Raw genomic sequence first — 25,382 nt, forward strand, 5'->3', positions numbered from 1 at the left:
AAATTTTAACTGATATATCAAATGAGAGAAATCAAATTAATATCTCAAATTTTAATTCTCGTTTTTATTTTATCATCCTGTTCAAAAGATGAAGAAAATGATGAAACTCCAGCTCAAGAATCATTCAGTGATTGGTCACCTTCCTTTACGGTTCAAATGTCAGATTTTGTACAAACCAGATCCAGTTCTAAAGGGACACAAGAAAATAGAACAATTGCGGTTTCATCTACATCCAATTCAACAGAATCGAATGAAGAAACTGAAGGTATTGATGAAAATCAAGATGATGATTTATTTGATGATATGAATGTCATTGAAATCACGTATACTGCATCAAATAATTTGGGTTCATTTTCAAGAACTTCTTATGAAATAACTGCTGATAATGATATGGTTCTGAAAGTTGGAAACTCTGAATATGAAATATCTAATGGTTATTTCTACACTTGGGGTGGTATTGGTTCAGCAAATGATGATTGTATAACTTATGAGGGATACGGGACTGAATTAATGTTTTATGGACCTGATGGTTATTTAGATAATTCTGGGGAACTTCAAGGTGAAGGGTTGGAATTATATTTTGATATTTTCACCCCCAGCCCTAATGATATTGAGGAAGGAGAATTTCAACTTATTTGGGATAATGAATTTTATGATTATGAAAGTTCTACCTGTATTCAACCATATACATATTCAAATAAATCTAGCAATTATGGAGATTATCAAATCTTTAGGGAAAACGTTGAGGATAATGATGGGGATGGAAGTATAGACGGAATGATCCAAATTAAGGAAGGACAATTTGACATCTCTAAATACGGGGATAAATTTATAATAAAATTTGTAGGTGTTGATTCTCTTAATAACCAGATTAGTTTTTATTATAATGGTTTAATCCCTAATCAGTCAAATTTTTCGGGAAAAGGATATCAAAGGAAAAGTAGAAACAATTAATACTTTTAATACCAGAATATACCATTTCTACAAACTTGATTAAGTTTCTTGTATAGCCAACATCTAAATAACTCAAACCTTCATAAATGGGGGTTTTCAAATCGAGGATGACTTTTTTCTTACTAGATTTTTTGGTTTCAAACCCAAATCTATAAACTCATATACATTCAGAAGAACAATCCATTACAATTAGATAGGATAGTGAGTTCGTGAACTCATTAAACAACCTAACCGTTTGGTACTATCATCATCTGTGGGAAGTGCTGTGAAATATTCTATAAATTAAATCGAGGTTAGTTTTTCACACACGAAAGATGTTTCATTTAATCCTCATATCTCCTTAGGAACATTAGAATACTTATCAAGGCTATCTCCTTCCTTAAACTGTCCTATGCCTATTATTTCATCCTTTTCATTGTCCCAGATTACCTCAACAAAGAACATTTCTAAGGCATAGAGGACATATTTTGTAGTGCCTTCTATAACAATATCCAGGAACTTGCCTTTGGAAAACACAGTATCGTACTGCTCATCTTCAGAAAGCATTTTGTATTCGTAGAGGGTCATAGAACTAAATTAATTATGTTGAGTGTAACTATATTGTAGGAAAAGAAAGAGTATTGAAAAATTTTTGGTTCAGTTTCCCGTTTATCTTGAAGCAATCTCCAATTCCAAAAGTTTTATTAATCTATTCATTCTCATAAGCCTAATTTCTTGATACATAATTAATTTTTCTCTTCTCGAAATTGTTGATTTTACTATGCTCTTAAATTTGTTATTCTTCTTCAATGCTTTATAATCTAACGGAAACATTTTTTTATATGATGATTCTTGTGCGATACCTGACAGCGATATACTTCTAATAATTTCAAACCTGCTTAAATCATCAGAGAAATCAACCCTGTCAAAGAGTTCTGTGAATATGGGTATTGCTACGTTATTCTCATAGAGATTATCTCTTTCGTTTATATCATCCAGTATTTTAGCATTTCTTTCATAGGTCCATATAAGTTCTTGTTTTAGTGAATCATTTTCCATGAAATCCAATCCATACTGCTTCGCATTCTGATAGGCATTATCCGCAACTAAACTAATTCTTCTGTTAAGAAGATTTTTAAAATGAAAATTTAAAGAATCTGAATAGGAAAAACTTTCATTAAAACTTTTAATGATTATTTCAGCCGAGGCGATGGCAGATTCATTTTCTTCAATTTGTATCTTTTGAAATTCAATATCATTTATAATAGTTGAGTACAGTTCTTGAAGAATTTTTAGTTCATACTTCATGACCTTCTTATCCTCATTCCAATTATTAATACTCAACGCAATCAATATCCCAACCACCACCAAAAGTATCTCCCCAATAGCATACCTCATGTATTTTAGAGGCTTGTTATCATCAGCCAGTTTTTTGCGTATGCGTCTAAAGAAGTTGATCATGGGAAGGAAGTAGTTGGTTGTTCTTCCTAAGATAAGGAATTATTGAATATGGCAGATAGACCTGTTCCGATGCTATAATTCTTTAGGTTAATTACACAGAATCACATAATAAAAACACCATTTATCCAAAACATGATACTTATCATTGTACCATAAACTCATACTACCTACTATTGTTAGCGTATTATTAAGAGTTCCCCAAGGAAATCATTGTATTAAGTTTTTTGGGGATTCCCGCAACTGTTTTTTCTCCATATCTCCTATACTTACTAAGCGATGATTGTAGTTTGATCTCAATTATTCGAAATGAAAAAAATATTACATATAGTATTTATCTCTCTTTTATTTATCCTAATTGATTCTTGTTCTAAAGAGGACATTAAAATATATGAATTAACAACTTCTTCAAGTCCTGCTGAAGGAGGAAGTGTAAGTCCATCTAGTGCCTCTTATGTTTCAGGAGAAGAGGTGTCTATAACTGCGAAAGCATCAAGTGGATATACTTTTAAGAATTGGAGCGGTAGTGTAACTGGAACTACCAACCCATTAAAAATGAATATGAACTCGGATAAGGAGGTCATTGCCGTATTTGAGATGCCTGATGCCGATAATGATGGTGTTACTGATGCTTTAGACCAATGTCCTAATACTACACCAGGTCAAGATGTAGATGAAAGTGGTTGTTCTACTATTCAGAATGATAGTGATGGCGATGGGGTGGATGATGCTTCAGACCTTTGCTTGGAAACTCCTGAAGGAGAAACTGTAGGAGATGATGGATGTTCGGATAGTCAGAAGGATTCTGATGCAGATGGTGTAAATGATGCTATTGATCTTTGCGCTGAAACACCAGAAGGAGAAGAGGTAGATGAGTTCGGTTGTTCAGCTTCTCAAAGCGATTCAGATGAAGATACCATTCCTGATAATATAGACGAATGTCCTGATACACCTGTGGGAGAAACAGCTGATGAGTTTGGTTGTTCTCCAAGCCAGAAGGATACCGATAATGATGGCATTACAGACGATTTAGATAGATGTCAGAATACCCCTGAAGGGGAAACAGTAGATGCAGAAGGTTGTTCAGATACACAAGTAGATACCGATGGAGATACGCTTACGGATGATCTGGATCAATGCCCTGATACACCCGAAGGAGAAACTATAGATGAACAAGGATGCTCTGAGAGTCAAAAGGATGATGATGGCGATGGGGTAAATAACCTTTTGGATCAGTGTCCTGACACACCAGACGGTCAAGGTGTAAACTCAATCGGTTGTTCATTCTACCAGAACGATACAGATGGGGATAGCGTAACAGACGATAAAGACCAATGTCCAGCAACCCCCGATGGAGAAACAGCAGATGCTGAAGGTTGTTCAGACAGTCAAAAAGATAGTGATTCCGATGGAGTAAGTGACGACCTTGACGAGTGTCCTAATACACCTAATGAGGAGAGTGTTAATAGTCAAGGATGTTCCGCATCTCAAACAGATACAGACGAAGATGGAGTATTTGATAGTGCAGACGAATGTTCTGATACGCCTGATGGTGAATCTGTAGATGTAAAAGGATGTTCAGACAGTCAGAAGGATTCTGATGGTGATGGGATCAATGATGATGTTGACCAATGTCCTAATACGCCCTCAGGGGCAACGGTTGATTCTCAAGGTTGCTCTGATAGCGATGGAGACGGGATTAACGATGAGTTAGATGAATGCCCCGATACTCCTACAGGTGAAGCGGTATATGTTAATGGTTGTTCCGATAGTCAAATCGACACGGACAGCGATGGTGTAACGGATGACATAGATGTATGTCCCGACACTCCTTCGGGTGAAACCGTAGATGTCAATGGCTGTTCTGATAGCCAGAAGGATTCAGATGGAGATGGTTTTAATGATGATCTAGATAAATGTCCAAATACGCCAGATGGCGAAGGAGTTGATTCCAATGGATGTTCATTAACCAGTCAAACCTATATTCCCGACATTGAATTTGAACGGAGATTAATTGAGCTTGGATATGATGATGTTTTAGATAATACTGTATTAACCGCAAATATCATTAATGTAACAACTTTGAGAATTAGAAATAGAAACTTAAGAAGTTTAATAGGTATTGAAGACTTTGAAAAATTAGAAGAGTTGGATTGTCAAGATAGCAAGATAAGTAGTTTAGATGTAAGTCAAAATAAAGCATTAAAAACCTTAAATTGTGTTTCAAATTCAATGACCGAACTAGATGTTAGCGGTTCAATTTCTTTGGAATACTTAAATCTTAATAGGAATAATCTATCTAGTTTAGATGTAAGTCAAAATACTGCACTAAGAAGATTATATTTGGGTTATAATCAACTTACCAATTTAGATGTCAGTAATAATACTGCTTTGGAGGAGTTGTATTGCCGAGAAAACTATCTTACTAGTTTAGATCTAAGTAATAATATTGCTTTGGATTTTCTTGGCTTAGATGACAATAATCTTACTAGTCTAGACTTGAGTAATAATGTCGCTTTAGAAAATTTAGATTGTACTGGTAATCAACTAACAAGTTTAAATTTAAAAAATGGTAATAATACAATACTAATCGAAGTGAATGTTTGGAACACCCCGTTGCTAAGCTGTATTCAAGTTGATAATGTAGATTATGCCAACTCTCAAGGTGGTTGGAATAAAGATGCTACGGCAATTTATTCTGAAGATTGTGGGTATTAACTAATCTTTCATTACAAATTTCAAAAAGACTCCTCAGATTTTGGGGAGTTTTTTATATCTCCTTTATATCTCAATAATTGAAGGAGTAGTTATTTAGATGAGGTATGTTTAGTTTAAATGCTTTTGCTAGATTTCTACAGTGTGGCTAACTCAGAATACGCATATTCAAATCACGTTCCTATACTTTATTTGATGGAATAATACTTTTAATTGGTGTAATAATGAAGCATTTTAAGCCCCTCTAAGACACGATATATCATTAGTAATGACAAACATTGCAAAAAATTATAAAAACTCTCTTAACCACTTAAAATAAAGGATATGCAGAATATTTGATTATTTGAAATAAATAACAAAACATGAACGTCCGTTTAAGTTATGTCAAATAATTTTGTATCTTTGTTTTAAATGAAAGTATCATGGAAAAATTTGTAGCATATTATCGTGTAAGTACCAAAAAGCAAAGTCTTGGTTTAGATGCTCAAAAGAGTATTGTAAATTCTTTTGTATCCAAACCTGGACGAATTGTACTTGATTCATTTGAAGAGAAGGAGACAGGAACAAAGAAAAGATTCAGACCTGAAATGCAGAAGGCTATAAATATGTGTAAGGATACAGGAGCAACACTACTAATTGCGAAGTTGGATAGGCTTGCTAGAAACGTATCCTTTGTTTCATCCTTAATGGATAGTGGCGTAAAGTTTAAGGCATTGGATTTGCCAGAGGCAAATGAATTAACCATTCACATCTTTGCGGCATTGGCACAACATGAAGCTAAGATTATAAGTGAAAGGACTAAGGCTGCATTAACTGAATTAAAGAAGAAAGGAGTGAAGTTAGGAAAGCCTGAAAATTTAACAAAAGAAGCACGCATAAAAGGGGCAAAGGCAAGTGTATTAAAGGCGCAACTAAACCCCAATAATAAGCGTGCTAAAGCCTTTCTAAGGCTTCTAAAAGGCGAAGGACATACACTAAGCTATATGGCAGAGGAACTTAATGCTAATGGCTTTAAAACCTCAAGAAATAAGGCTTTTCATGCTAAACAAGTAAGTAGATTATTAGAGGCTTGTTAAGGCTCAAATAACGTCTTATACTGTACATTATCATTGACTGTACCTAGATAATCAAATTCTACTTTACCATTGTCGTGAATAACCTCAAATACATGAAAAGGATAGTTGCCTTCTGTTTGTAAAACAAGCCAGAATACTACCATTTCATTTTCTGTCATGTTCCTGGCATAGTTGATCTCATCAACCATAGATAAATACGCTTGTATCTGAGAGCTTGGCGGTATCTCCTTTTTAACCATCTTCTGAAAGTAAGATGTAGCATCATATTTAACTTCTATAAACTTGCTTATCATTGGTTTATTTGTTGTGTTGTAAGTGTATTGCATATAAAATTCATTCTCAGTATTATTGAAAACTATACGGTCTACATCTGTTAAATAACAATTCTTCAGATTTAAATGTTCCTGCGCAAATTTGGTTTGCTTTTCCTCTTCATATTGTCGTTTCCTAGTCATTACATTTTATAGTTATTGAATTGTCTTTTACGCTTAAACTTCTTTTTATTTTCTCCATAGCCATACCACATATTAATTGGATATGGAATGAAAATGAAACTCTCATTTCCTACAGTCTTAATTTTGGCACGATTAAACCTTTTTAGTATTGCTTCTCTGAATTTCATGGATTGCTTATGAATAGGTGTTTGTTAATGTAATACTCGCCATAAGAGTTTCTAACCAATGCATTACGCTTATTTGTTTCTAAGCCATTTATAAGCCCTACAAGGCTATATAAAGCATCGTATTCCTCTTTAAGTTCTTTCGGTATATAGGTTGTGTAACTTGCCTTTAAATCCTCTAAATGAGCTTCTTTCAACACATATTTGCCATCCTCTTTTACAACTAGCTTTTTATCAAAAGACATTATGCTGTTTAATGATATATATTGCTCATATTCCTCTTTTACACCAAGTGCATCAGCTGCTAATAGAAGGTTGGCAAACCCAGTTTTTTGCTTTAGGTGCTTTTCCAGTTTATCCAGGCTATTTATCTTTATTTTTAAGCCTATGGATAGCCTGTTCTTAACTTTTTCCAATTTATTCAGATCGCTTACCTGTGCTTTCAATTTATCACAAGCATTTAAATAGCCCTTACGATCAAAATTTACTATGTACTTTTCCATCTTACTTTAGTTTTTCGTTATTGTTATATTCTCTAATAAATAGTGTTCTGAGATATTGACTCATAGACATTCCATTCTTAGCTGCCATGAACCTCAAGATAGATTTCTCATATTCATTGAGGCGTATATAGCCTCGATCTTCTCTTGTAGTATGTATTTGCTCCATATCGCTGTTATTAATGTTTTTCTAAAAATTCTTTAATGGTTTTAATCAGTTCCATCCTTTTCTTTTGTTCTTGTCTAATTCTTTCATTTTCATAAGCTTTTTTAAGTAATTCTAAGGCTTTTTCATCACGTCTGCTTAAACGTATGTAGCCATAATTCTTTTCTTTTATCATGTTAAATTAATTAGTTAATATAAGTAATATAATATGTTGATATATAGTATAATAAGTAATGATTAAACTCTTTAGTCTAACTTCTTATAAACTACATCTACTGACTTTCAGTTACCTGTAATATTTGTTATATTTATTTTATCATTTCAAACTTGCTTTTTTTTACTATCAACATAAGCATCTATACTATCCTTTGGTATAGTTGTATGTGTTTGTGAAGGTGTGAGTGTATGCGCAGGCGAACTCCCCAAAAGAGTTTCGCCAAGCAAGAATATGTCTGGTGATACTTCTCTGTATATGCCGCCTTTTGATATAAAGCAGTTTTTTATGCCTTGTATATCATGCCAGTAATGCCAATGTGCTTTGCTGTTATTGCTATCCAGGATTTCAAACTTCCTATTCTGACCAATATAGCCTAGCTTCATTAGCTTGTGTTTACCATACTGACCTGAAGTTCGTGATAGTTCTGGATGCCTTAATTTGGCAAATCTTGCATTAGAAAGAGTGCTAGTTAAACGGTGGTTTTTCTTTAGTCCTTCAAGGCTATGTTGTCTGGCAAGTTGTTTTGCTCTTTTTAACTCCTTGTAGCTTCTGATAGTTCCTTTTTGGAGATGCTTTAGTTGTTCAATCCGTTCAGCTTTCTTTTCAATCGCATTATGTTGTTTATTAATATTGGTATGTATTCTTACATAATTAATAGACCACTTAGTGTCCGTAAATTTCTTGTGTATTTTTATAGGAATAAATTTGTAATTCTTTAATCTTGGCAGATTCTTTTTAGTCCATTTCCTCGACCTTACTGCTATGTTTCCATTACTTTGAACCACTACCATACCTAATTTTTTAAGTGCCGGTAAATGCTTGTTAATTGTAGTCCTGGATAATCCTGTATAATGCCTTATCGTAGAAACAGAACCTTTTCTGCCTACTTTCTTAAAAACTATGTCTTTTTTGCAAGAACGAAGTGTAGCAAAGAATGCTACTAAAGCATCGCCACCTATATTAAATAGGTAGTGATATTCGTAATTTGTCAGCAATACTCTAGTATTCATAGGCTTTTACAAGTCCTACACATAAAAGAGAATCACAGACGTTGCCCTCGTCGGTGGTGGAGCCTACCCGCAACCCGGCGAAATCTCCCTTTCCCATAACGGGGTGTTATTTCTAGATGAGTTGCCCGAGTTTAAGAGGGGAGTGTTAGAGGTAATGCGTCAACCTTTGGAAGACCGGGAAGTTACCATTTCCAGAGCCCGGTTCAGCGTCACTTATCCTTCCAGCTTTATGCTCGTAGCCAGTATGAATCCGAGTCCGTCCGGTTATTTCAATGATCCCAATGCTCCGGTAACGTCCTCACCTATGGAAATGCAACGCTATTTAGGAAAGATTTCCGGGCCTTTACTGGATCGTATTGATATCCATATAGAAGTAACGCCTGTTCCTTTTGAGAAATTATCGAACGAACGCAAAGGGGAGGGGAGTATCGATATTCGAAAACGGGTGACTGCAGCACGTGAGATTCAAACACAACGCTTTGAAGGATTGGACACTGTGCACTACAATGCTCAGATGAACACAAAACAGATTCGTGAATTCTGTAGTTTGGACCAAACGTCGCTCTCATTACTTAAGAATGCGATGGAACGACTGAACCTTTCGGCACGGGCTTATGACCGGATTTTAAAAGTAGCCAGGACCATTGCAGATTTAGAAGATATGGGTACTATCAAAGGTCATCATATAGGTGAAGCCATTCAATATAGGAGTTTGGACAGGGAGGGGTGGTTAGGATAGTGGAAGTACGAGGTTGGAAATAAGAAGTAGGAAGGACGAATTATGAAGGATGAAATGCGAAAAATGAAGTAAGAGGTGGGAAGTATGAAGTAGGAAATGGGAATTTTCAGAAGGGGTGTTCTTTCAATGTTATAATAACGATTTTACTACTTCGTACTTCGGACCTTTCTATCTCAAATTTAAATACCATTTAAGGAACTTTTACGGGAAGGTAATTCTCTCAATAGTCTAATAACGATGTTTTGCAAGACCTGAAAATAAGAACAAAAAGTTTTACCATTGAATGCTGGAAGTTGTGCAAAAATATTCCTAAATCTCGTGAATATGATGCATGGGCAAGACAATTAATACGATGTTCGAGTTCAGTAGGGGCTAATTATAGAGCCTCCCAGAGGGCTAAATCAACAGCAGATTTTATATACAAACTTAAAATTGTGGAAGAAGAAGTGGATGAATCCATTTATTGGTTGGAATTATTTCAAGAGGTCTTGAACCCTAATAAAAAAGAAATTCAAATTTTGATTAAAGAAGCGAACGAACTTCTGTCGATAGTAGTGGCATCGCTTAAAACTGCCCGAAAAAACAGAACCAAACAAAACTAAATGCCTTCACTTCGTACTTCTTATCTCGTATCTCGTAATTCGTATTCCATATTGCAGTGCAAGAAATTATGCGGAAGATGATACTATTTTAAAAATAGATAACGAAGGTATGTACTTGGGGTTAATGGATTTTTAGTATGACATGAGCGTGACGCCTATGTCTGCCGAGAAGGTAGGCTCGGGCCAACGGGGATATACTTGATTATTAAATAAAATCTTCCATAACTTCCAGCCATGATGGAATTTCTATGGGAGAAGATTTCAGATAGATAAAAAGGGTTTCAATCGCCAGGGTATAAAATAATAGGCTAAAATTAATCTCCATCGTATTGAACAAGCTAAAGTAAACGTCATAAACCGCAGAGGTAATTCCGAACACTTTGATCGCTTTGGTTACTATAAGGATTGACAGATGATTCATTGGTTTAATTTTCTTTGATTGTTGTCTTTAAGCTATAGACGCAGGAAAAATCATTTTGTTACAGTACTATGTATAAAAAGGTACTATTTATTCAATATTTAACATAATTTAATAGGCACTATTGGTAGGCCGGTATGCTAGCGGCAAATGCGTAGCATTCACGAATACTTTATAAAACAATAGAAATCACATAGGTAATTTTACATAACGACAAATTATGGGACACGCAATAATGGATATCTGTATCCCCTTAAAGAAAATGGTGGTTTTACCCTCAAAGTTGAGATACCTCAACCTGATTTAAACTTTCTCTCATTATAAAGGAGCGGGGTGCTTTATAAATCGACTATTCTTAGAAGGGGGTATGTCCTATATTAGTATGTAGCCTTTGGTGTAGACTTTTCTCTATAATATTAAAGCATAATAAGGTATACTATAGTAGAAGTTAATGTGGATAGTGGAGGATGGTTGGGCTGATGGCAAGTACCAAATAACAAATGACAAATAACAAATTCCAATAAATTATTGGCATACCCACTCTTTTGGAATTTGGTCCTTATAGTTTCTCCTTCGTAATACTATGGAGAAGTAGCTATCGGGATGTATTTTGGAATTGAATAAAGAGGGGTGGTTGAGGTAGCAAAAGTAAGAGGGACAAGTGATAAAGTACTAGAAAATAAGTAGGAGAAATGAAGTTCGAAGTGCGAAAGTTGAAATACGAGGGATAAACTATGAAGTACGAATTTTAGATACTGAAGTATTTATATAACATCTGGCAGGCATTTTCTTTCTGTGGTAAATCTTGACGCCATTCATACAGTGAAATTCTTAATTTTTCCGACGAAATCAATTCGAGTTTTCCCGTTAAAACCATATTGGTGTTTTTAGTAATACAACCTCACGGTATATGGCCTATGACACGACGTATTCGTTGAGTTGTTCGGTTATTGTTTTGAGGTTTGTCATAATTGCATTATCTTATCGATAATTCCTTTACCCTTGGCTCGTTTTAGCGCCCCCTAAAGAGTTCTAACCAAGGAAATATGTGGTTGGTAAAGAGGATTTCAAATTTAAATTAACCTTTAATCAATATATTCATATGAGTAATGTAGATGTAATTAAGAATGCCTACGAGGCATTTGGAAGGGGTGACGTACCTGCCGTACTTGGTGCCATGGATCCTGAAATTGAATGGCATGAAGCTGAAGGAAATCCATATATGCCTAGTGGAGAGGCTTTTATTGGCCCGGACGCGGTACTGAATCAGCTCTTTGCTCGTTTGGCAGTAGAGTGGGACGGTTTCGAGGTGCATCCGAATTTGTTTTACGATGCGGGAGAAACCGTAATTATTGAAGGCCGATACACCGGAACCTTTAAGGCAACGGGCAAGGAGCAAGATACACAGTTTTGCCATATCTGGCACTTTAAGGGGGGCAAGATCACTAAGTTTCAGCAATATACTAACACCGCAGCACTCCAGGAAGTTATGGGGATGCATGCCAACAGCTGAGCTCGACGTTCGCACCAACGAGAGGCTTTTAAAGTTAGTTTTTTAAGGAGTAAAAAAGTACAAATACCTTATAGGTATTGTTGTATGTAGTATTTTATTGTTCGTATCCGGCAAGTTTAATTATTTCATTTGGCATAAGACTGCTTAATTCTAAAATGTTCTTTCCTGAAATATTCATTGCTCGTCTCGCCAAAAAATTTCCGGTTCGATACCCTATATAAGTTCTACCATCAGGGTGTTCACCCATTACCCACTGTGCATAACTTGCATCCAGGGGAAGTGACAATATCTCTTTTACCCATTTATCAGCTTCTTCAGGATAGGAGTTTACGTCAATTATGTTTCCTGTATATATTTCTGTAAACGCAACAGCTAAACCTTCATTAACCATTGCATTGGAGATTCCAGGACCAAATTTATTATCTTGTATTGCCCAGCCTCGCGACAAATGATGAAATTCGTGGAAAATGGTAGACTTTAAAGCCGAATTTGCTGCCACTACTATACCTCCCTGGTATTTATTCGATATTTGAATGCGAACAAGAGGAGGTGAATTGGTTTCTGTCCTGCCGGTAACTCCGCCAACAATATCAAGATTCCAATCCACATTTTCAACAATGACTTTTATACTATCTGGTAGATTCGGTAAAAGATTTCGAACTTCCTTTTCTGAATTGATTATTGCTTCACGGATGAAAACTTTTTGCGATTCCGTAAATTGGAGAGAGTCTTCTTGAAAGGCAACATCCACATTCGCTATTGGTGATTTCTTTGCATTGGAATTACAGGAAATAATCAGTAATAATGGAATAGTTAATATCAGAGTTCTTAGTAAATCCATTTTATTTCTTTACCCTGAAGACGATGTAAAAGATTTAATGTTACAACAGAACTGAGTGAAATTACATACAACAATGAGAAGTAGTTATTGTTGAACTCCCCTAATGTAAACTAATATAATAAATGAATATCGAATATTATTAGTCCAAATAACCTTTGATTCATTTATAGGCGTTGTTAGCCAGCGTATTATTCTAATAATGTTTAAGGCTAATGACAAAGTTTCATAGACCTCTTCAGACTATAGTTTGTTGTAGAGCTACATCTTTCAGTTTCAATAATTTCCTGATGGCAATAATGAATAATAGCGTTGATAGAAGAACCACGATAACGGTAATGATAAAGTGATTGTCTACACCTGTCACGCTTATGGGCTTGCGTTCAAAAGTGCCCATAACATCTGACCACCAATAGGATACATTTATGATATCAAATGTGACATGGGCCATAATGCCTGGAATAAGTGAATTGGTTGCATAGGCCAGGTACCCAATCATAAAGGAGATAAAGAAGGCTGGCACTAAAATGCTAACCAACCAGGCCTGATGTAGATGAATAACAATGAAGATTATCGAGGAAATAGAAATGGCCACAATAGGGCCATATTTTTGCTCTAAGGGTTTTTGAAGATAACCCCGATAGCCGACTTCCTCGCATATTCCTGCCACCATTGATATCCCAATGATAGCTGACCAGGCCTGCAAAGCTGGTACATCATTTATAAAGCTCAAGGTTTTAAATATTTCAGGTTGAAATTCAACAATGCGAAACGTTAATATCCAGCTGGAATGGAGAAATAAAACAATGAAAAAGGCAGCCACCAACCCCCAGATCCAAACGGGTTTTTTAAGGTTGATTTGCCGTATACAAAAACGGCGGAACGCTTGTGTGTTTGATGGCTTCCATTTACCACTGAAGTACATCCAGAAAAAAATGAGAATTGTGGCCATAAGCAACACAGACCAGGGGCCAGGAAGGCTCATAGCCACAATAGTCCAAATGCCAACACCCAAAGAGCTGACACCAAAACCAATTAATATTGAACGGAGGACCAAGGGAACTTTCATCCAAAATCGTCCGAAAGCATTTGAAGGGTAATTTGAAGTTTTTAATTGCTGCATGACTTTAAGTTTTTAAATGATACAGCAAGTATATCAACTATTTCAACCACAATCGACCGATATCAGGATGTCGAACGCATTTGTTAAATCATTTTTCGGAATTCGGTGGGTGTAAGTCCTGTTTCTTTTTTAAAGGCTGTATTGAACGAAGATTTAGAATTGAATCCCGCCTGATACATTGCTTCGAGAACGGTCAGTTTATCATCCCTGGATTCTTTCAGGATTTGTTGAACTTCCTGAATTCTGTAGGAATTTATGAAATCGAAAAAGCTTTTGTTAAATGATTGATTGATTACCTGAGACAGGTGCTTAGTAGATACGGATAGTTTTTCAGACAAATCGGTAAGACTCACCTGAGGATCCAGGAAGGGTTTTTCAGATACGAGCAAAGCCAATAATTGCTTTTTGTATTCATCAATTTGATCTAATGTCAAATTTGATCCCTGGTATTTGGTTGTTTCATTTTGAGTAATACCCGCAAAAATTTCTGGTTGCCGGAGTGCTTTAAGGATAACCTTATTCACGAAGTAAAAGATAAAAATGAGTAGAAATACCAGGGTGACTATAAACACAGATCTATTTTCCGCCAGGGCTATGAAATTTTGAATAAGTGAAACAAAAGTGAGTATGCCAAAGGTCTTAAGAGAGGAACTAAGCCATTCCAGATTGATTTGATCTATTTGAGAATATTTGTTCTTAATGATTTTACGATACTTCCACAGGGATTTATAGGTCAGTCCGAGATAAACAAAGATGTGGGCATACATTAAAGCACTTATGAGGTAGAACTGCCAGGGCATTTCGTTCTTAATGATTTCTTCCGATGTGCTGGGCGTAAAGTTTCTAAAGGACAGGAGTGAAATAGTAAGCAGCAGGTAGGGTATCAGATGCAATAGGTTCCCACCAGATAATTTGAAATCTCTAAAAATGACGCCTTGGGCGTATAGGTAAAATATGGGACCATAGAGAAGAAAAAAGCCGTCATCGATATGTTGCAGGAATTCCCATTTGAAAAAGACACCATTAATTTGTAGTGTGAGGTCTCCCATATTCCAGGCGATCAAAATAAATAAAGTGCCAAGAAGTATGTTGTTGCGTCGGTTTCCTTTTTTATGTGTGATCAGAAAGATGCCAACAAAGAGAAGCTGGAAGGTGATAAGAAAGGAGAGATAAGAAATTAGACTTAGGTCCATCCGTCAAAAGTTATAGTGGCAATTTCCTTAAAAGTTAAGATAGGTATAAATATTAGCATGGAAAGTAGGTTCTTCATTATTATAGCCTTTAGTGGTCCACTTTTATCTGAAGATTTACAGTTGCTGATACCTTTCCTATGTAAATTGAGAAAGTGTATTTAGATTATACGGGGCAAGACGCGAGCGTTACATTCCAACTAGTTGGGGGAATAGCGAAATACGAAATATGAAGTAAGAGGCGCAAAACTCTACGTACCATTAATCTAATACCTCTAACCTTCTAACACAAATTTAATTTCCATATTGGGAGCCCGGACAGCGAGGGCTGGTTAGGGTAAGATACGAGGGTGACGCCTGTCTGCCGACAAGTCAGCCTAACGCGATTGGCGGTTCGTTTTTTATTTTAATTCATCCTGAATAAGTTGGAGGACTTTTTGGGTTTCTGTCTTGCACAATATCATCCGCTCAAGAACTTTTTTTCTTCCAGCCTCTAATTCCCGGACAATCGTCATAAACTTTTTATCTACTTTTAGGGAACTAAAATCCAAAGGTATTAAGCCCGGTTCTGAGGATCGAATGTAAAAATAATCTTGCCACCACGAGGGATTACCCCCCCAAGCCGCATTAATAACTTCTGTCTCTCGGACATAGCTCGGATAACTTATTTCAAATAGAGACAAGATTTCTTTTTTAAGAATTTTTGAAGTCAGAATTTCAAAACCAATATTTTTAAGAGATTCATACCCATTTGTATTTAATTTTAATAAGTATGAACCTGACCTATTCAATTTGTCAAAATGATAAATTAATGTATCCGGGTACGATTCTCTTTCCTCAATAATTTCTATAATTGTTGTAGTGCCCTTGTTTATCTCAATTATCTCAGCATTGGCAATATCAATAAGAGCAATATTTCTTTCTAAATTGTCCACGAGCTCAAGCAAAATACTTTTTTCTATCATTCTATCCTTCTTCCACTCACTCCAATTATTGATCTGTAGGGCAATCAAAATACCAATTACAACCAAAACAATCTCTCCAACGGCATATAAAATGTATTTAGACACTTTATTTTGAGTAAGGAGTTGTTGTCGGGTTTTACGCAGGAAGTTGATCATAAAGAGTAAAAGCTGGTTCTATCGCCTAAACTAATGAATAAATCAAAGAGATCTAAAATCGGCCTTATAATATTTTAACAGAAGTCTGCCACATTGTATATTAAAACAGATACAGCCCTATCTGGAGGCGGAGAATACCCCCCTAAAGGGGCTTGGTTTTTAATAAGTCACCAGCGTGACGCCCGTGTCTGTGAGAAGGCAGGCTTGCACTAAAAGGAAATTCAGACCTTGATTAAAGCTCCTTCCTAAAAGGATGCTTTTTTAAATAGCTTAAGTTTCTCCATATCCATTCCAATGGACCATATTGATAATATTTTAACCAAATTGGACTTAAAATTAATTGGAAAATCCATATTGCAAACACGATATATAACAATTCAAAACGTTGGAATGTTCCAAACAGCCCAAAACCGGCACCCGTAAAAATAAACATGGCAAAAACTGAATGCATCACATAATTGGTTAGTGCCGTTTTACCCACAGCAGCAAGACTGATTTTTAACCATTTTAAGATAGGTAATTTACAAAACAACATGATTGCGCCAACATGGCCAATAGCAACAGGGACCCTTCCTAAATCGTATGTGATATTTGCCTTAGAAAAGCTTAAGAGCGAAAAATTACCTTCCATTATGGAGTGAATTTCATAATAATTAATACTGAGCCCAATCAAGTAACCTAACGCTGCCATTAAACCATAGAATTTATACGATTTTTCAGCTGAAAGTATTTTCCATTTAAAAAGAGCGATACCTAATAACATCATGCTAAGAACATCCCATAAATCATATCTGTATGGCCAATTTTCATCGAAATGTTGATTTTGAGGAGCAAGAAATGCCACCACGTTTAAATACCCTTTACGCATATTAGTATTATATTCTGCAATGCCTTCCGGAGATCTTTCCCATTCCCGATTCTCCCATTTTATATCGACTTCCTGAAGTTCTCTCGTTAATGTTTTACCTTCTAATTTATCGTTTTTTACAAGTTCTACTTGTTCGACGAATTTTATATCCTTTTTATAATCTACATAATTCCATAATGCACCAATGGAAAAGAGTAATAATGCAACAAACGTTAATTTTAGAGGAGGTAAATTTCTAAATGAAAACACCAGAAAACCCATTAGAGCATATTGGTATAGAATTTCACCTGTCCAGAGCAGTAAATACCCATGTATTAACCCAAAAATAAGTAACCAAATAAGTCTTCTAAAATAAATATTGGCGGCATTTATTCCTGCTCCTTTTTTTTCAAGCCTATCCATAAATATGAACATCCCTACTCCAAATAATAGCGAGAAGAGTGCTCTCATTGTACCTTCAAAAGAAAGGTTTGTGGTAATCCATGTTGCAAGATTCCATCCTGTATCACCACCAGAAACTGTTGGATCTCCATAGGCTCCGGCCAGACCCATACCATTAATGTTCATTAATAGTATTCCTAATAGTACAATTCCTCTCATGATGTCAAGAGACTGTATCCGGTCAGAAGATTTTAAAGGAGTAAATGATGGCTTTTTTGTGGTCATAATTTTTAAGTTGGTTATTTTAAGGTCCGTTTGTGGTGATGACTACAAACAATTGCAATTAGTACATACGAACTATATTTTTAGAAAAGGAACCAAGGTAGACTTTTTAATTTAATAAACTCCATATCATTTGAAAAGAAGATCCACACAATAGTTGGAGTGACTGATGTTGCTCTACACCCAGGGAGTACCTGTATGCAACCCGGCAAAAGATCATTGTCCTGCAAGGAGGTCTTGTTTAAAGATGATAAGGAAATATTTCAAAAAAGCCAGATACTAACGCCGGTGCTTTCACACAAACAATAAGTCAAAACAATTTAAATGGGAAAGGGTATTATTAGAGAAGAAGGAATTTATATATTTAGAAATAATAAACACATGACCAATATGAAATATTTTTCTTTAATGATTCTCATCTCTTTCCTGTTTGTAAGCTGTTTACAGGAACAGGAAAAGACACCCTCACAAACAGAATACACCAGCAATAAATATGATGCCTTGGTAAGTCTGTTTAGTAAATGGAGGTCATTTGAAAATCCACCTAAATTGAATGGCGTACCAGATTATACGCTGTCTGCTTTTGAGAAAAGACAACCCGAATTTAATACGTTAAGAGCAGAACTGCTGGCTATAGATACTACTTCCTGGTCTGTTCCTGAAAAAGTTGACTGGATGATCGTATGGGCAGAAATGAATGGCTATGATTTCAATTATAGAGTTCTTAGGCCCTGGGAACGAGATCCGGCCTTTTATAAGTCTGTTTGGAGTGCCAAAAGTGATGTTCCTGCCCATGAAGGGCCCACCCATCACGGAACTACAGAATTATGGACGTACAGTTATCCTTTATCCGAAAGTGAACGAACACGCCTGATTAAAGACCTTAAGGTAATCCCCGGTTTAAACGAACAGGCTAAAATAAACCTGACCGGTAATGCAAAAGATTTGTGGATTACGGGTATTAGAGATATAAAGGAACAAAGTAAGGTCCTGAAAAAATTTAAGGAAAAAGAGGAAATTAAAGCTGATAAGGAAATAGTATCCGTCATAGACCAGGCCATTGCTTCTACTGATAATTTCGTATTGTGGTTAGAGGAACAGTCGGGTTTTAAAACCGGACCTTCAGGTATTGGTAAGGAAAATTACACATGGTACCTTCAAAACGTGCACCTAGTTCCTTTGACATGGGAAGATGAGGTTATGATCTTGAAAAGAGAGCTGGCAAGGGCCTGGACTTCCTTAAAACTGGAAGAACATAAGAATAGAGATTTACCGGTATTAGAAGATGCTAACTCGCCGGAAGCTTACCAGAAGTTGGCACATTATGCTGCAAATAGTCTTATCAGCTTTTTAAGTGAGCAGGAGATAGTAACTGTAAAGCCATATTTTGAGCCTGCCTTACGCGAACATCTTGGTGAATATGTCCCCAGGGAGAAACGAAACTTTTTCCTGATAGGAGAACATTATGACCCCAGGCCTTTGTATTCGCATTTTTATCATTGGTTTGAATTAGCCAGGATGGAGTTTGAGCCTCATAAAAGTGAAATACGTCGCGGTCCATTGTTATACAATATTTTTGATTCCAGAAATGAAGGTACAGCTACCGCCGTTGAAGAAATCTTTATGGAAGCCGGCCTTTATAACGATAGTCCCAGGGCCAGGGAAATAGTGTATATTATGATCGCTCAGAGGGCTGCAAGAGGTTTGGGGTCATTATATGCGCACGCCAATGAAATGACGATGGAAGAGGCCGGGGGAATACACTCGGAGTATACACCCAGGGGATGGATGAAAACGGAAAAGGAGTTACTCATTTTTGAACAGCATCTATACCTGCGTCAACCAGGATACGGCACCAGTTATATTACAGGAAAGTATCTTTTGGAAAACGCCATGGCGGCCTATGCCAAATACTTGGAACAGGAGGAAAAACCATTTATACTTAAAGACTTTTTTGATAAGTTAAATAGTATTGGGAATATACCTATCTCTTTAGGACATTGGGAAATGACAGGTTCTAATGAGAATTTGGAATTAATTATTGAACCAAAATAATTACAGCATAATCATGAAAAGAAAAGACTTCATAAAAACAACTGCCACTTTTGCCACCGCAACAGCCTTAGTACCTTTATCCTCATGCAAAGGCGACAAGGAAAAAGTGATAAAAGAAACAGAACCTTTAGTAGTGCGCAAAAACTGGGCTGGGAATTATACTTATAAGGCTAAAAACCTCTATGAGCCCAATACGGTAGAAGAACTACAGGGACTCATTAAAAGGCTTCAGACACAGAAGGCCTTAGGTTCTTGTCATTGCTTTAACAATATTGCTGATAGTCCCTTAAACCAGATTTCTACAAAGAACCTGAAGGGAGTGTTAGGAATTGATACCGAATCTATGACGGTCACGGTTGGGGCAGGAACAAAATATGGAGATTTTGCACCTGAACTGCATGAAAGGGGTTATGCGGTTCATAATTTAGCCTCCCTGCCGCACATCTCGGTAGCCGGGGCCTGTGCTACTGCAACCCATGGTTCGGGAGTAAGTAATGGAAACCTCGCAACCGCCGTTAGTGGGCTTGAATTGGTGTCCGGAAATGGAGATATTATTAGGTTAAACAGGGAAGAGGATGAAAACATGCTGTATGCGGCCGTTGTTAATCTAGGTGCTCTTGGCATCATAGCAAAAGTTACTTTGGATATAGAGAAGACTTTTGAGGTGCGACAGGATGTTTTTCAAAATCTGCCTCTTGAATCCTTAAAAGAGAATTTTGATGCCATACTCTCCGGGGGTTATTCCGTAAGCCTGTTTACAGATTGGCAAGACGACTTAATAAGTCAGGTTTGGGTTAAAAGGAAGGTTGATGACCAGATAGAAGAATTAGGGAATGATTATTTTGGAGCCATAGCTGCAGAGCGTAATTTACATCCAATTACCGAACTTTCTTCGGAGAATTGCACGGAACAGATGGGTGTTCCGGGTCCATGGTATGACAGGTTACCACATTTTAAAATGGGATTTACCCCTAGTAGTGGGGAAGAGTTGCAATCTGAATTTTTTGTACCAAAAGAAATGGCATTAGCGGCCATTTTGGCTTTGGAAAAAAGGCGGGAAGAAATTTATCCTCAATTGATGATTACAGAAATCAGGACCATAGCAGCTGACAATTTATGGATGAGTCCGTGTTACCAACAGGATTGTGTCGCCATACATTTCACCTGGAAGCAAAATCCAAAAGAAGTTGGAGAATTGATTACCATGATTGAAAAGGAACTGGAACCCTTTGAATACCGCCCACATTGGGGGAAACTTTTTTCAATATCCCCATCCATATTGGCTTCGAGATATGAAAAATTACCAGAATTCATTGCGCTGTGTAAAAAATTGGACCCTGACGGTAAATTTAAAAACGATTATTTAAATTTGAATATCTATTCTTAGAGCCTTATTTAATTGCAATCTTTTTGGGCAAACAAAGGGGATTAAAAAAGCGCAGGTTTTATTTACTTGCCCTGTATCAGCTATGTTTTTTAACTCAGTACTTTGTAAGCAAAAGTTTTTTGGCCAATTAAATTAATGAAAAAAGTAATTAATCGCATTATCCCCATGCTTAAGTTGTATATTGCTATCCAAACCAATACTATACATAACTATTATGAGAAAAAATATTAGATTATTTGGATTTTTGGCACTTACGGCTTTAATATTTTCAGCCTGTGCAACTGCAGAAAAAGAGGAAGTCCTTGATATGGAAATGGTTAGGGTTGAAATCCAAGCAATGGAAGATGCCTATGCCGCAGGTGAAAAAGCGAAAGATGCTGATGCGGTGGCTGCGTATTACAGCGACGACGCCATAAGTTATAGCCGAAACCAACAACCTCTTTCAGGTAAGGCAGCCATCAGAGCCAATATTGCAGATAATATTGCAAAAGATACAACTGAAAATTATAATGTATATAAGGTTGTAGACTTATTTGCTGAAGGTAATATTGCGGTTGAGATTGGTTCCTGGACCGAATTCGATTCTTCTGGTAACGAAAAGGATAATGGAAATTACATGTCCTATTTCCAGAAACGAGATGGAAAATATATATGTGTTCGAGATATGAGCACGACTACAGCTCCTGTTAAGTCAGGTATGTAATCTAAAAATAGTGCAATACATTGAATAAATTTTTGCTAACAATGGGATATAGTTATTGATTCCGGGAAGGTAAATTTGTTGCGTCGCTCTGTGTTCCATCAAATTCACACAAGGACAGACACTCTTTCTGGCGGGAGGGTTAACGAAATACGAAATATGAAGTAAGATGCGGAAAACACGAAGCAGCTTTGACCTTGTACTTCTTACCTTTAGATATAGAACATTTAGATTCCGATCAAACACCCCATAATTTATATTGAGAATATTTTGAAGAGGAAAACTCATTATGTCTGCTAATGGGTTTTCTGCTTGTTTTGATAATTCTTCTTGAGAATCAAGTTTTTATAAAAACTTTATGGCCAATACGCAAAAAATGAACACTAAACTTTTAATTCGTTTTATGATTCTAAATATTTTTTTTGTTAATATTTATTCTCCACCAAAGTAACTTCACCCGGTCTCCACGTTTTTTCAATCCATGGTTTTAACGGACCATATACACGAAGGATCACGATAAAACTTTTTCCGGGAATGGTTTGCAACCAATTATTTTCCTTACCTGCAGTAGGGTTTGGGGAGAAAAAGACATCGAAAGAGCCATCTTCGTTTTGCTTAAACCCTTCCGTTAGACTACCAACTGTTGGGAACTGCTGATCTGTTTGAAGCAATGATCTCGTTTGTGTATCGTAAATGGTTACCGCCCAAAAATCATTCACAGGTACACTTGCCGGAATATGCAATTTATATTCTTTTGCGCCATCAAATGGTTTTTTTTCTGCATCCAGAAATGAAATGGCGTAATCAGAACCCGCCCCTTCAATAGTAACGGCCATGGCTGGAGTAACGGCCGTATAATTGTAATGGAACATGTCCAGCGCATCGGTATTAAAGCCTCCAGTTTCCGAAGTAAAGAACACGTCCTTTTTGGCAAAAGCCATAATCCATGAACTTTCTGTATCCGGGTAAATTTCAACACCTGCTAAATTCATATCGGTACGCGGATAGTATGTAATGGAGCGTGCAGCAGCATTTCCAATCGCAACAGCTTCTGTAAGCAATTTTTTCATGCGCTCATCAGGAGCAAAAGCTTTTCCTTTTTCAATACCGATGGAGGCAAAGAGTCCTTTTTTTACATCATCTAGCATATCAACATGCTCTTCATTGATCCATTCTGCTAAATGCTCATAAAAAGAAAAGTCATTGGTATGTACCGTATTAAAGTCTACACCTGAAATATCGACTAGTTCCATTTCTTTAGGATTATCTATTTCAGACAGCGGATACACTTTTAGCTTCTCTTCAACCATCTTTACGGCTGATTCTATGCCATTTGCAATGGATGTACGCATAAAAACAAATACTTTATGCGTGGGTGACTTTACCACAAAATAACCTTCAGGAATTTCACCTTCATAGTCAGGAGGCAAGATTAAATACTTGCCGCCTTTTCCTTTGTCCTCACCAAATGGACCGATGTCGGCTATGTAACGAAACCATGCATCGTTAAAAGCACCGAGCATGCCTGGAGGCGTTTCCATTACCAGCGGGCCATTTTCTTTTACATCAAGATAGGGTGTAATATAAATGGTAGATGTGTTTGCTGTTAAGAGCAGTGATTTAGAATCTAACAAGGTTTTGGTTATCCCTACTTTATTGTAATCATCTACACCAGCTTCTTTCAGCCCCACGATTAAACCTCTCACAGAAGCTCCTGGTATGCCTTTCATAAAAGCATCTACTCCGCGCATTCGGTCTAAATAGTCGTATACATTTTCGGATGTTTCTTTGGAAGGAACGCCATCAAAATACTCCAATGTTCCAATACTTGTTTCTACCTTATCTGGAGTTAAAACACCAGTTGGTATTTCGGTGGTCATCTTGTAAGTTTGAACGCTCTTTTTTTCTTTAACTGCTGATTCTTGCTGACAAGCGGCAACGGTAAAAACTATTCCCGAGATTAAAATCAATTTTTTCATGTGACTCAATTTGTGTGATTTTTTAATTATTTGCTTTAACCAATGGAGGGTTCACCCACTCACCCGAAAGTGCTGCTTCTTTGGGACCATAAAGGCGCATGATGCATAAAAACGGACCGTCAGGTGCAGGTAGCCAATTGGCCTCCAAATCTTTTCCAGGTGAGTCTTTTTGAACATACAGCGTTAATGAACCATCTTCTCCAAACACAAAGTCATTAAACGAACCCGAGTTGATCAAATACTTGTTTAGCCGGTTATTTACAAACAATTGTGTTTTGCCATCATACATACTCAACGACCAAAAAAAGTTTACAGGAGGCAATTGATCTTTTGGAAATGTGAGTGTATAAGAATTCGTTGCAGCATTAAAAGGAACATCCGGTGCTTCCATTAAATAAGCCGGGTAGATGGCTTCCTCACCCGAATTGCCATAAAGCCCAAGAAACGCAGCGATAGAACGTAAAACATAGAAGTTATCCATGTCATAATTTTCTTTCGCGGATTTTGTTAGAAAATCACGGGTTCCAAAAATTCTTGAACTTGTCAAAGGGTCTTTACTATATTTCGCAGCAAACGCCTTCATTTCTTTCAGTCCCTCCTCAATGCCTAATTGAATCGCCTCTTGTGTTTCCTGGTCATAACGCATGATGTCAAATCCTTCTTTTGTGCCAATTCCCAGCTTGCCAATATTGGCTCTTAACTCCATTTCAGATTCAACCGGTGTTGTAAGATTCAGCATGTAGTCTAAGTAGGTGAATGCCTTAGGGGTTAGTTCATCGCCATCTTGCCATACTAATGCATTTTCATTTCTATCGGTAACAATAGGTGCTTCTCCCAAAAAACTATTTAAGCTTTGAACTTCATACGAATCTTGAATTGCCTGTACATTTTCCAGATCGTTGTTATCCATTAATTGGGTACGAACCACCACAAAAAACAAGTCCGTCTCGCAATAGATGACCTCAGTAACCCCTTCAGGTTTTTCACCTTTCCAACCCTCACTGGCAATCAGGTAATTTCCGGCTTTGTTTCCGTTTGTTAAAGAACCTATGTAGGCAAAGTTATGCGTGTATAAGTCTATCAGTTGAAAATGGTAAAACCTTTCAGCTTCCATTTCCGGTACCGAAATGACCTGTGGTTCGTCTCGCAGATCCATCCAAAACATACAATAAGGTGTGTCGGAATTTGGCGCAACCACGGCCTTATCATTGGGAGTGTATAAACGCGCTTCACAACTTTTTTGATTGATGGGGCCTTTGTAATCTGGCGATTGCTCATTCAATGTGTAATTATACATTGTTTTGTAGTTCATTACCATAGGGAAACCATATACATAGGCTTCTTTGGCAATGGCTCTTGCTTCATCTGGTGAAAGCTTAGCTTTTTTATTTTCTACAGAATTACATGCCGTAAAAAGTATTGCAAGTGCAAATAATAATATTTTTATTCGTAACCTGATTTTTGCTAATTTTTTCAATTTCGTTGTTTTTTA

23 protein-coding genes and 1 pseudogene are annotated in these 25,382 nt (G+C 36.7%); 9 read left to right on the forward strand and 15 right to left on the reverse strand.

The annotated features are described in order from the left end of the window. Positions 1-21: 21 nt before the first annotated feature. On the forward strand, positions 22-954 hold the full coding sequence (locus tag Q0874_RS08670) for a hypothetical protein (RefSeq protein ID WP_299161948.1): 933 nt from the start codon (positions 22-24) through the stop codon (positions 952-954). 330 nt (positions 955-1,284) lie between these two features. Here Q0874_RS08670 and Q0874_RS08675 read toward each other — a convergent pair whose 3' ends face one another. Then, a complete protein-coding gene (locus Q0874_RS08675) occupies positions 1,285-1,521 on the reverse strand; it encodes a hypothetical protein (RefSeq protein ID WP_299161950.1) in 237 nt (78 codons plus the stop codon). A gap of 81 nt (positions 1,522-1,602) precedes the next feature. Further along, on the reverse strand, positions 1,603-2,394 hold the full coding sequence (locus tag Q0874_RS08680; RefSeq protein ID WP_299161952.1) for a DUF6090 family protein: 792 nt from the start codon (positions 2,392-2,394) through the stop codon (positions 1,603-1,605). A 306-nt stretch (positions 2,395-2,700) separates the two neighbouring features. On the opposite strand from Q0874_RS08680, the gene Q0874_RS08685 reads away from it, so the two are divergent. Continuing rightward, the gene (locus Q0874_RS08685; RefSeq protein WP_299161954.1) at positions 2,701-5,109 is read left to right on the forward strand and encodes a thrombospondin type 3 repeat-containing protein; all 2,409 of its coding nucleotides are present in this window, start codon (positions 2,701-2,703) and stop codon (positions 5,107-5,109) included. Between the two features lie 419 nt (positions 5,110-5,528). After that, entirely contained in the window at positions 5,529-6,182 is a 654-nt protein-coding gene (locus tag Q0874_RS08690) for a recombinase family protein (protein ID WP_299161956.1), read from the forward strand. Here the strand turns inward: Q0874_RS08690 and Q0874_RS08695 are convergent. From Q0874_RS08695 to Q0874_RS08715, 5 genes are all read right to left on the reverse strand, one after another. After that, complete coding sequence (locus tag Q0874_RS08695; RefSeq protein WP_299161958.1) at positions 6,179-6,637, reverse strand: hypothetical protein; 459 nt, start codon at positions 6,635-6,637, stop codon at positions 6,179-6,181. The two genes, Q0874_RS08690 and Q0874_RS08695, sit on opposite strands and share 4 nt — an antisense overlap. A 163-nt stretch (positions 6,638-6,800) precedes the next feature. Beyond that, a complete protein-coding gene (locus Q0874_RS08700) occupies positions 6,801-7,304 on the reverse strand; it encodes a hypothetical protein (protein ID WP_299161960.1) in 504 nt (167 codons plus the stop codon). Position 7,305: 1 nt separating this feature from the next. After that, a complete protein-coding gene (locus Q0874_RS08705; RefSeq protein WP_299161963.1) occupies positions 7,306-7,470 on the reverse strand; it encodes a hypothetical protein in 165 nt (54 codons plus the stop codon). Between the two features lie 10 nt (positions 7,471-7,480). Further along, positions 7,481-7,642, reverse strand: a complete 162-nt coding sequence (locus Q0874_RS08710; protein WP_299161966.1) for a hypothetical protein — start codon at positions 7,640-7,642, stop codon at positions 7,481-7,483. 146 nt (positions 7,643-7,788) lie between these two features. Further along, positions 7,789-8,694: a hypothetical protein gene (locus Q0874_RS08715; protein ID WP_299161968.1), complete on the reverse strand. Its 906-nt coding sequence runs from the start codon at positions 8,692-8,694 to the stop codon at positions 7,789-7,791. Between the two features lie 31 nt (positions 8,695-8,725). On the opposite strand from Q0874_RS08715, the pseudogene Q0874_RS08720 reads away from it, so the two are divergent. Both Q0874_RS08720 and Q0874_RS08725 read left to right on the forward strand, forming a co-directional pair. After that, positions 8,726-9,433, forward strand: a pseudogene (locus Q0874_RS08720) (YifB family Mg chelatase-like AAA ATPase); the annotation flags it as partial. 242 nt (positions 9,434-9,675) lie between these two features. Continuing rightward, positions 9,676-10,035, forward strand: a complete 360-nt coding sequence (locus Q0874_RS08725; protein ID WP_299161970.1) for a four helix bundle protein — start codon at positions 9,676-9,678, stop codon at positions 10,033-10,035. A gap of 205 nt (positions 10,036-10,240) precedes the next feature. On the opposite strand, the gene Q0874_RS08730 is transcribed toward Q0874_RS08725, so the two are convergent. Next, positions 10,241-10,456 carry a hypothetical protein gene (locus tag Q0874_RS08730; protein WP_299161972.1) on the reverse strand — a complete coding sequence of 72 codons (216 nt, stop codon included), beginning with the start codon at positions 10,454-10,456 and terminating at the stop codon, positions 10,241-10,243. Positions 10,457-11,555: 1,099 nt separating this feature from the next. Between Q0874_RS08730 and Q0874_RS08735 the strand changes: the two genes are divergently transcribed. Further along, a complete protein-coding gene (locus tag Q0874_RS08735; protein ID WP_299161974.1) occupies positions 11,556-11,966 on the forward strand; it encodes a nuclear transport factor 2 family protein in 411 nt (136 codons plus the stop codon). Between the two features lie 94 nt (positions 11,967-12,060). Here Q0874_RS08735 and Q0874_RS08740 read toward each other — a convergent pair whose 3' ends face one another. The 5 genes from Q0874_RS08740 to Q0874_RS08760 form a co-directional block, all read right to left on the reverse strand. Beyond that, positions 12,061-12,807 (reverse strand): DUF2268 domain-containing putative Zn-dependent protease, encoded by a 747-nt coding sequence (locus Q0874_RS08740; RefSeq protein ID WP_299161976.1) that lies wholly within the window; start codon positions 12,805-12,807, stop codon positions 12,061-12,063. 235 nt (positions 12,808-13,042) lie between these two features. After that, positions 13,043-13,927, reverse strand: coding sequence for a CPBP family intramembrane glutamic endopeptidase (locus Q0874_RS08745; RefSeq protein WP_299161978.1), 885 nt, complete (start codon positions 13,925-13,927; stop codon positions 13,043-13,045). 83 nt (positions 13,928-14,010) lie between these two features. Continuing rightward, positions 14,011-15,120, reverse strand: coding sequence for an AraC family transcriptional regulator (locus Q0874_RS08750; protein ID WP_299161980.1), 1,110 nt, complete (start codon positions 15,118-15,120; stop codon positions 14,011-14,013). A gap of 398 nt (positions 15,121-15,518) precedes the next feature. After that, entirely contained in the window at positions 15,519-16,238 is a 720-nt protein-coding gene (locus tag Q0874_RS08755) for a DUF6090 family protein (protein WP_299161982.1), read from the reverse strand. Positions 16,239-16,470: 232 nt separating this feature from the next. Then, positions 16,471-17,772, reverse strand: a complete 1,302-nt coding sequence (locus Q0874_RS08760) for a DUF418 domain-containing protein (RefSeq protein ID WP_299161984.1) — start codon at positions 17,770-17,772, stop codon at positions 16,471-16,473. A 321-nt stretch (positions 17,773-18,093) separates the two neighbouring features. On the opposite strand from Q0874_RS08760, the gene Q0874_RS08765 reads away from it, so the two are divergent. The 3 genes from Q0874_RS08765 to Q0874_RS08775 all read left to right on the forward strand — a co-directional run bounded on the left by Q0874_RS08765 (position 18,094) and on the right by Q0874_RS08775 (position 21,914). Next, positions 18,094-19,824, forward strand: coding sequence for a hypothetical protein (locus Q0874_RS08765; protein WP_299161986.1), 1,731 nt, complete (start codon positions 18,094-18,096; stop codon positions 19,822-19,824). Positions 19,825-19,837: 13 nt separating this feature from the next. Beyond that, a complete protein-coding gene (locus Q0874_RS08770) occupies positions 19,838-21,211 on the forward strand; it encodes a D-arabinono-1,4-lactone oxidase (protein WP_299161987.1) in 1,374 nt (457 codons plus the stop codon). A 214-nt stretch (positions 21,212-21,425) separates the two neighbouring features. Continuing rightward, positions 21,426-21,914, forward strand: a complete 489-nt coding sequence (locus tag Q0874_RS08775) for a DUF4440 domain-containing protein (protein WP_299161988.1) — start codon at positions 21,426-21,428, stop codon at positions 21,912-21,914. A 422-nt stretch (positions 21,915-22,336) separates the two neighbouring features. Here Q0874_RS08775 and Q0874_RS08780 read toward each other — a convergent pair whose 3' ends face one another. After that, positions 22,337-23,890 carry a DUF1254 domain-containing protein gene (locus tag Q0874_RS08780; protein WP_299161989.1) on the reverse strand — a complete coding sequence of 518 codons (1,554 nt, stop codon included), beginning with the start codon at positions 23,888-23,890 and terminating at the stop codon, positions 22,337-22,339. Positions 23,891-23,912: 22 nt separating this feature from the next. Next, positions 23,913-25,367, reverse strand: a complete 1,455-nt coding sequence (locus Q0874_RS08785; protein ID WP_299161991.1) for a DUF1254 domain-containing protein — start codon at positions 25,365-25,367, stop codon at positions 23,913-23,915. Positions 25,368-25,382: the final 15 nt, after the last annotated feature.

Origin of the sequence: uncultured Eudoraea sp., assembly GCF_947490415.1 — a bacterium.
Taxonomy (GTDB): domain Bacteria; phylum Bacteroidota; class Bacteroidia; order Flavobacteriales; family Flavobacteriaceae; genus Eudoraea.

What these genes read in the sequence shown, in the direction of transcription:
- Q0874_RS08670 (WP_299161948.1), top strand. Translation starts at nt 22, where the DNA reads ATGAGAGAAATCAAATTAATATCTCAAATTTTAATTCTCGTTTTTATT.
- Q0874_RS08675 (WP_299161950.1), bottom strand. Translation starts at nt 1,521, where the DNA reads ATGACCCTCTACGAATACAAAATGCTTTCTGAAGATGAGCAGTACGAT.
- Q0874_RS08680 (WP_299161952.1), bottom strand. Translation starts at nt 2,394, where the DNA reads ATGATCAACTTCTTTAGACGCATACGCAAAAAACTGGCTGATGATAAC.
- Q0874_RS08685 (WP_299161954.1), top strand. Translation starts at nt 2,701, where the DNA reads ATGAAAAAAATATTACATATAGTATTTATCTCTCTTTTATTTATCCTA.
- Q0874_RS08690 (WP_299161956.1), top strand. Translation starts at nt 5,529, where the DNA reads ATGGAAAAATTTGTAGCATATTATCGTGTAAGTACCAAAAAGCAAAGT.
- Q0874_RS08695 (WP_299161958.1), bottom strand. Translation starts at nt 6,637, where the DNA reads ATGACTAGGAAACGACAATATGAAGAGGAAAAGCAAACCAAATTTGCG.
- Q0874_RS08700 (WP_299161960.1), bottom strand. Translation starts at nt 7,304, where the DNA reads ATGGAAAAGTACATAGTAAATTTTGATCGTAAGGGCTATTTAAATGCT.
- Q0874_RS08705 (WP_299161963.1), bottom strand. Translation starts at nt 7,470, where the DNA reads ATGGAGCAAATACATACTACAAGAGAAGATCGAGGCTATATACGCCTC.
- Q0874_RS08710 (WP_299161966.1), bottom strand. Translation starts at nt 7,642, where the DNA reads ATGATAAAAGAAAAGAATTATGGCTACATACGTTTAAGCAGACGTGAT.
- Q0874_RS08715 (WP_299161968.1), bottom strand. Translation starts at nt 8,694, where the DNA reads ATGAATACTAGAGTATTGCTGACAAATTACGAATATCACTACCTATTT.
- Q0874_RS08730 (WP_299161972.1), bottom strand. Translation starts at nt 10,456, where the DNA reads ATGAATCATCTGTCAATCCTTATAGTAACCAAAGCGATCAAAGTGTTC.
- Q0874_RS08735 (WP_299161974.1), top strand. Translation starts at nt 11,556, where the DNA reads ATGAGTAATGTAGATGTAATTAAGAATGCCTACGAGGCATTTGGAAGG.
- Q0874_RS08740 (WP_299161976.1), bottom strand. Translation starts at nt 12,807, where the DNA reads ATGGATTTACTAAGAACTCTGATATTAACTATTCCATTATTACTGATT.
- Q0874_RS08745 (WP_299161978.1), bottom strand. Translation starts at nt 13,927, where the DNA reads ATGCAGCAATTAAAAACTTCAAATTACCCTTCAAATGCTTTCGGACGA.
- Q0874_RS08750 (WP_299161980.1), bottom strand. Translation starts at nt 15,120, where the DNA reads ATGGACCTAAGTCTAATTTCTTATCTCTCCTTTCTTATCACCTTCCAG.
- Q0874_RS08755 (WP_299161982.1), bottom strand. Translation starts at nt 16,238, where the DNA reads ATGATCAACTTCCTGCGTAAAACCCGACAACAACTCCTTACTCAAAAT.
- Q0874_RS08760 (WP_299161984.1), bottom strand. Translation starts at nt 17,772, where the DNA reads ATGACCACAAAAAAGCCATCATTTACTCCTTTAAAATCTTCTGACCGG.
- Q0874_RS08765 (WP_299161986.1), top strand. Translation starts at nt 18,094, where the DNA reads ATGGGAAAGGGTATTATTAGAGAAGAAGGAATTTATATATTTAGAAAT.
- Q0874_RS08770 (WP_299161987.1), top strand. Translation starts at nt 19,838, where the DNA reads ATGAAAAGAAAAGACTTCATAAAAACAACTGCCACTTTTGCCACCGCA.
- Q0874_RS08775 (WP_299161988.1), top strand. Translation starts at nt 21,426, where the DNA reads ATGAGAAAAAATATTAGATTATTTGGATTTTTGGCACTTACGGCTTTA.
- Q0874_RS08780 (WP_299161989.1), bottom strand. Translation starts at nt 23,890, where the DNA reads ATGAAAAAATTGATTTTAATCTCGGGAATAGTTTTTACCGTTGCCGCT.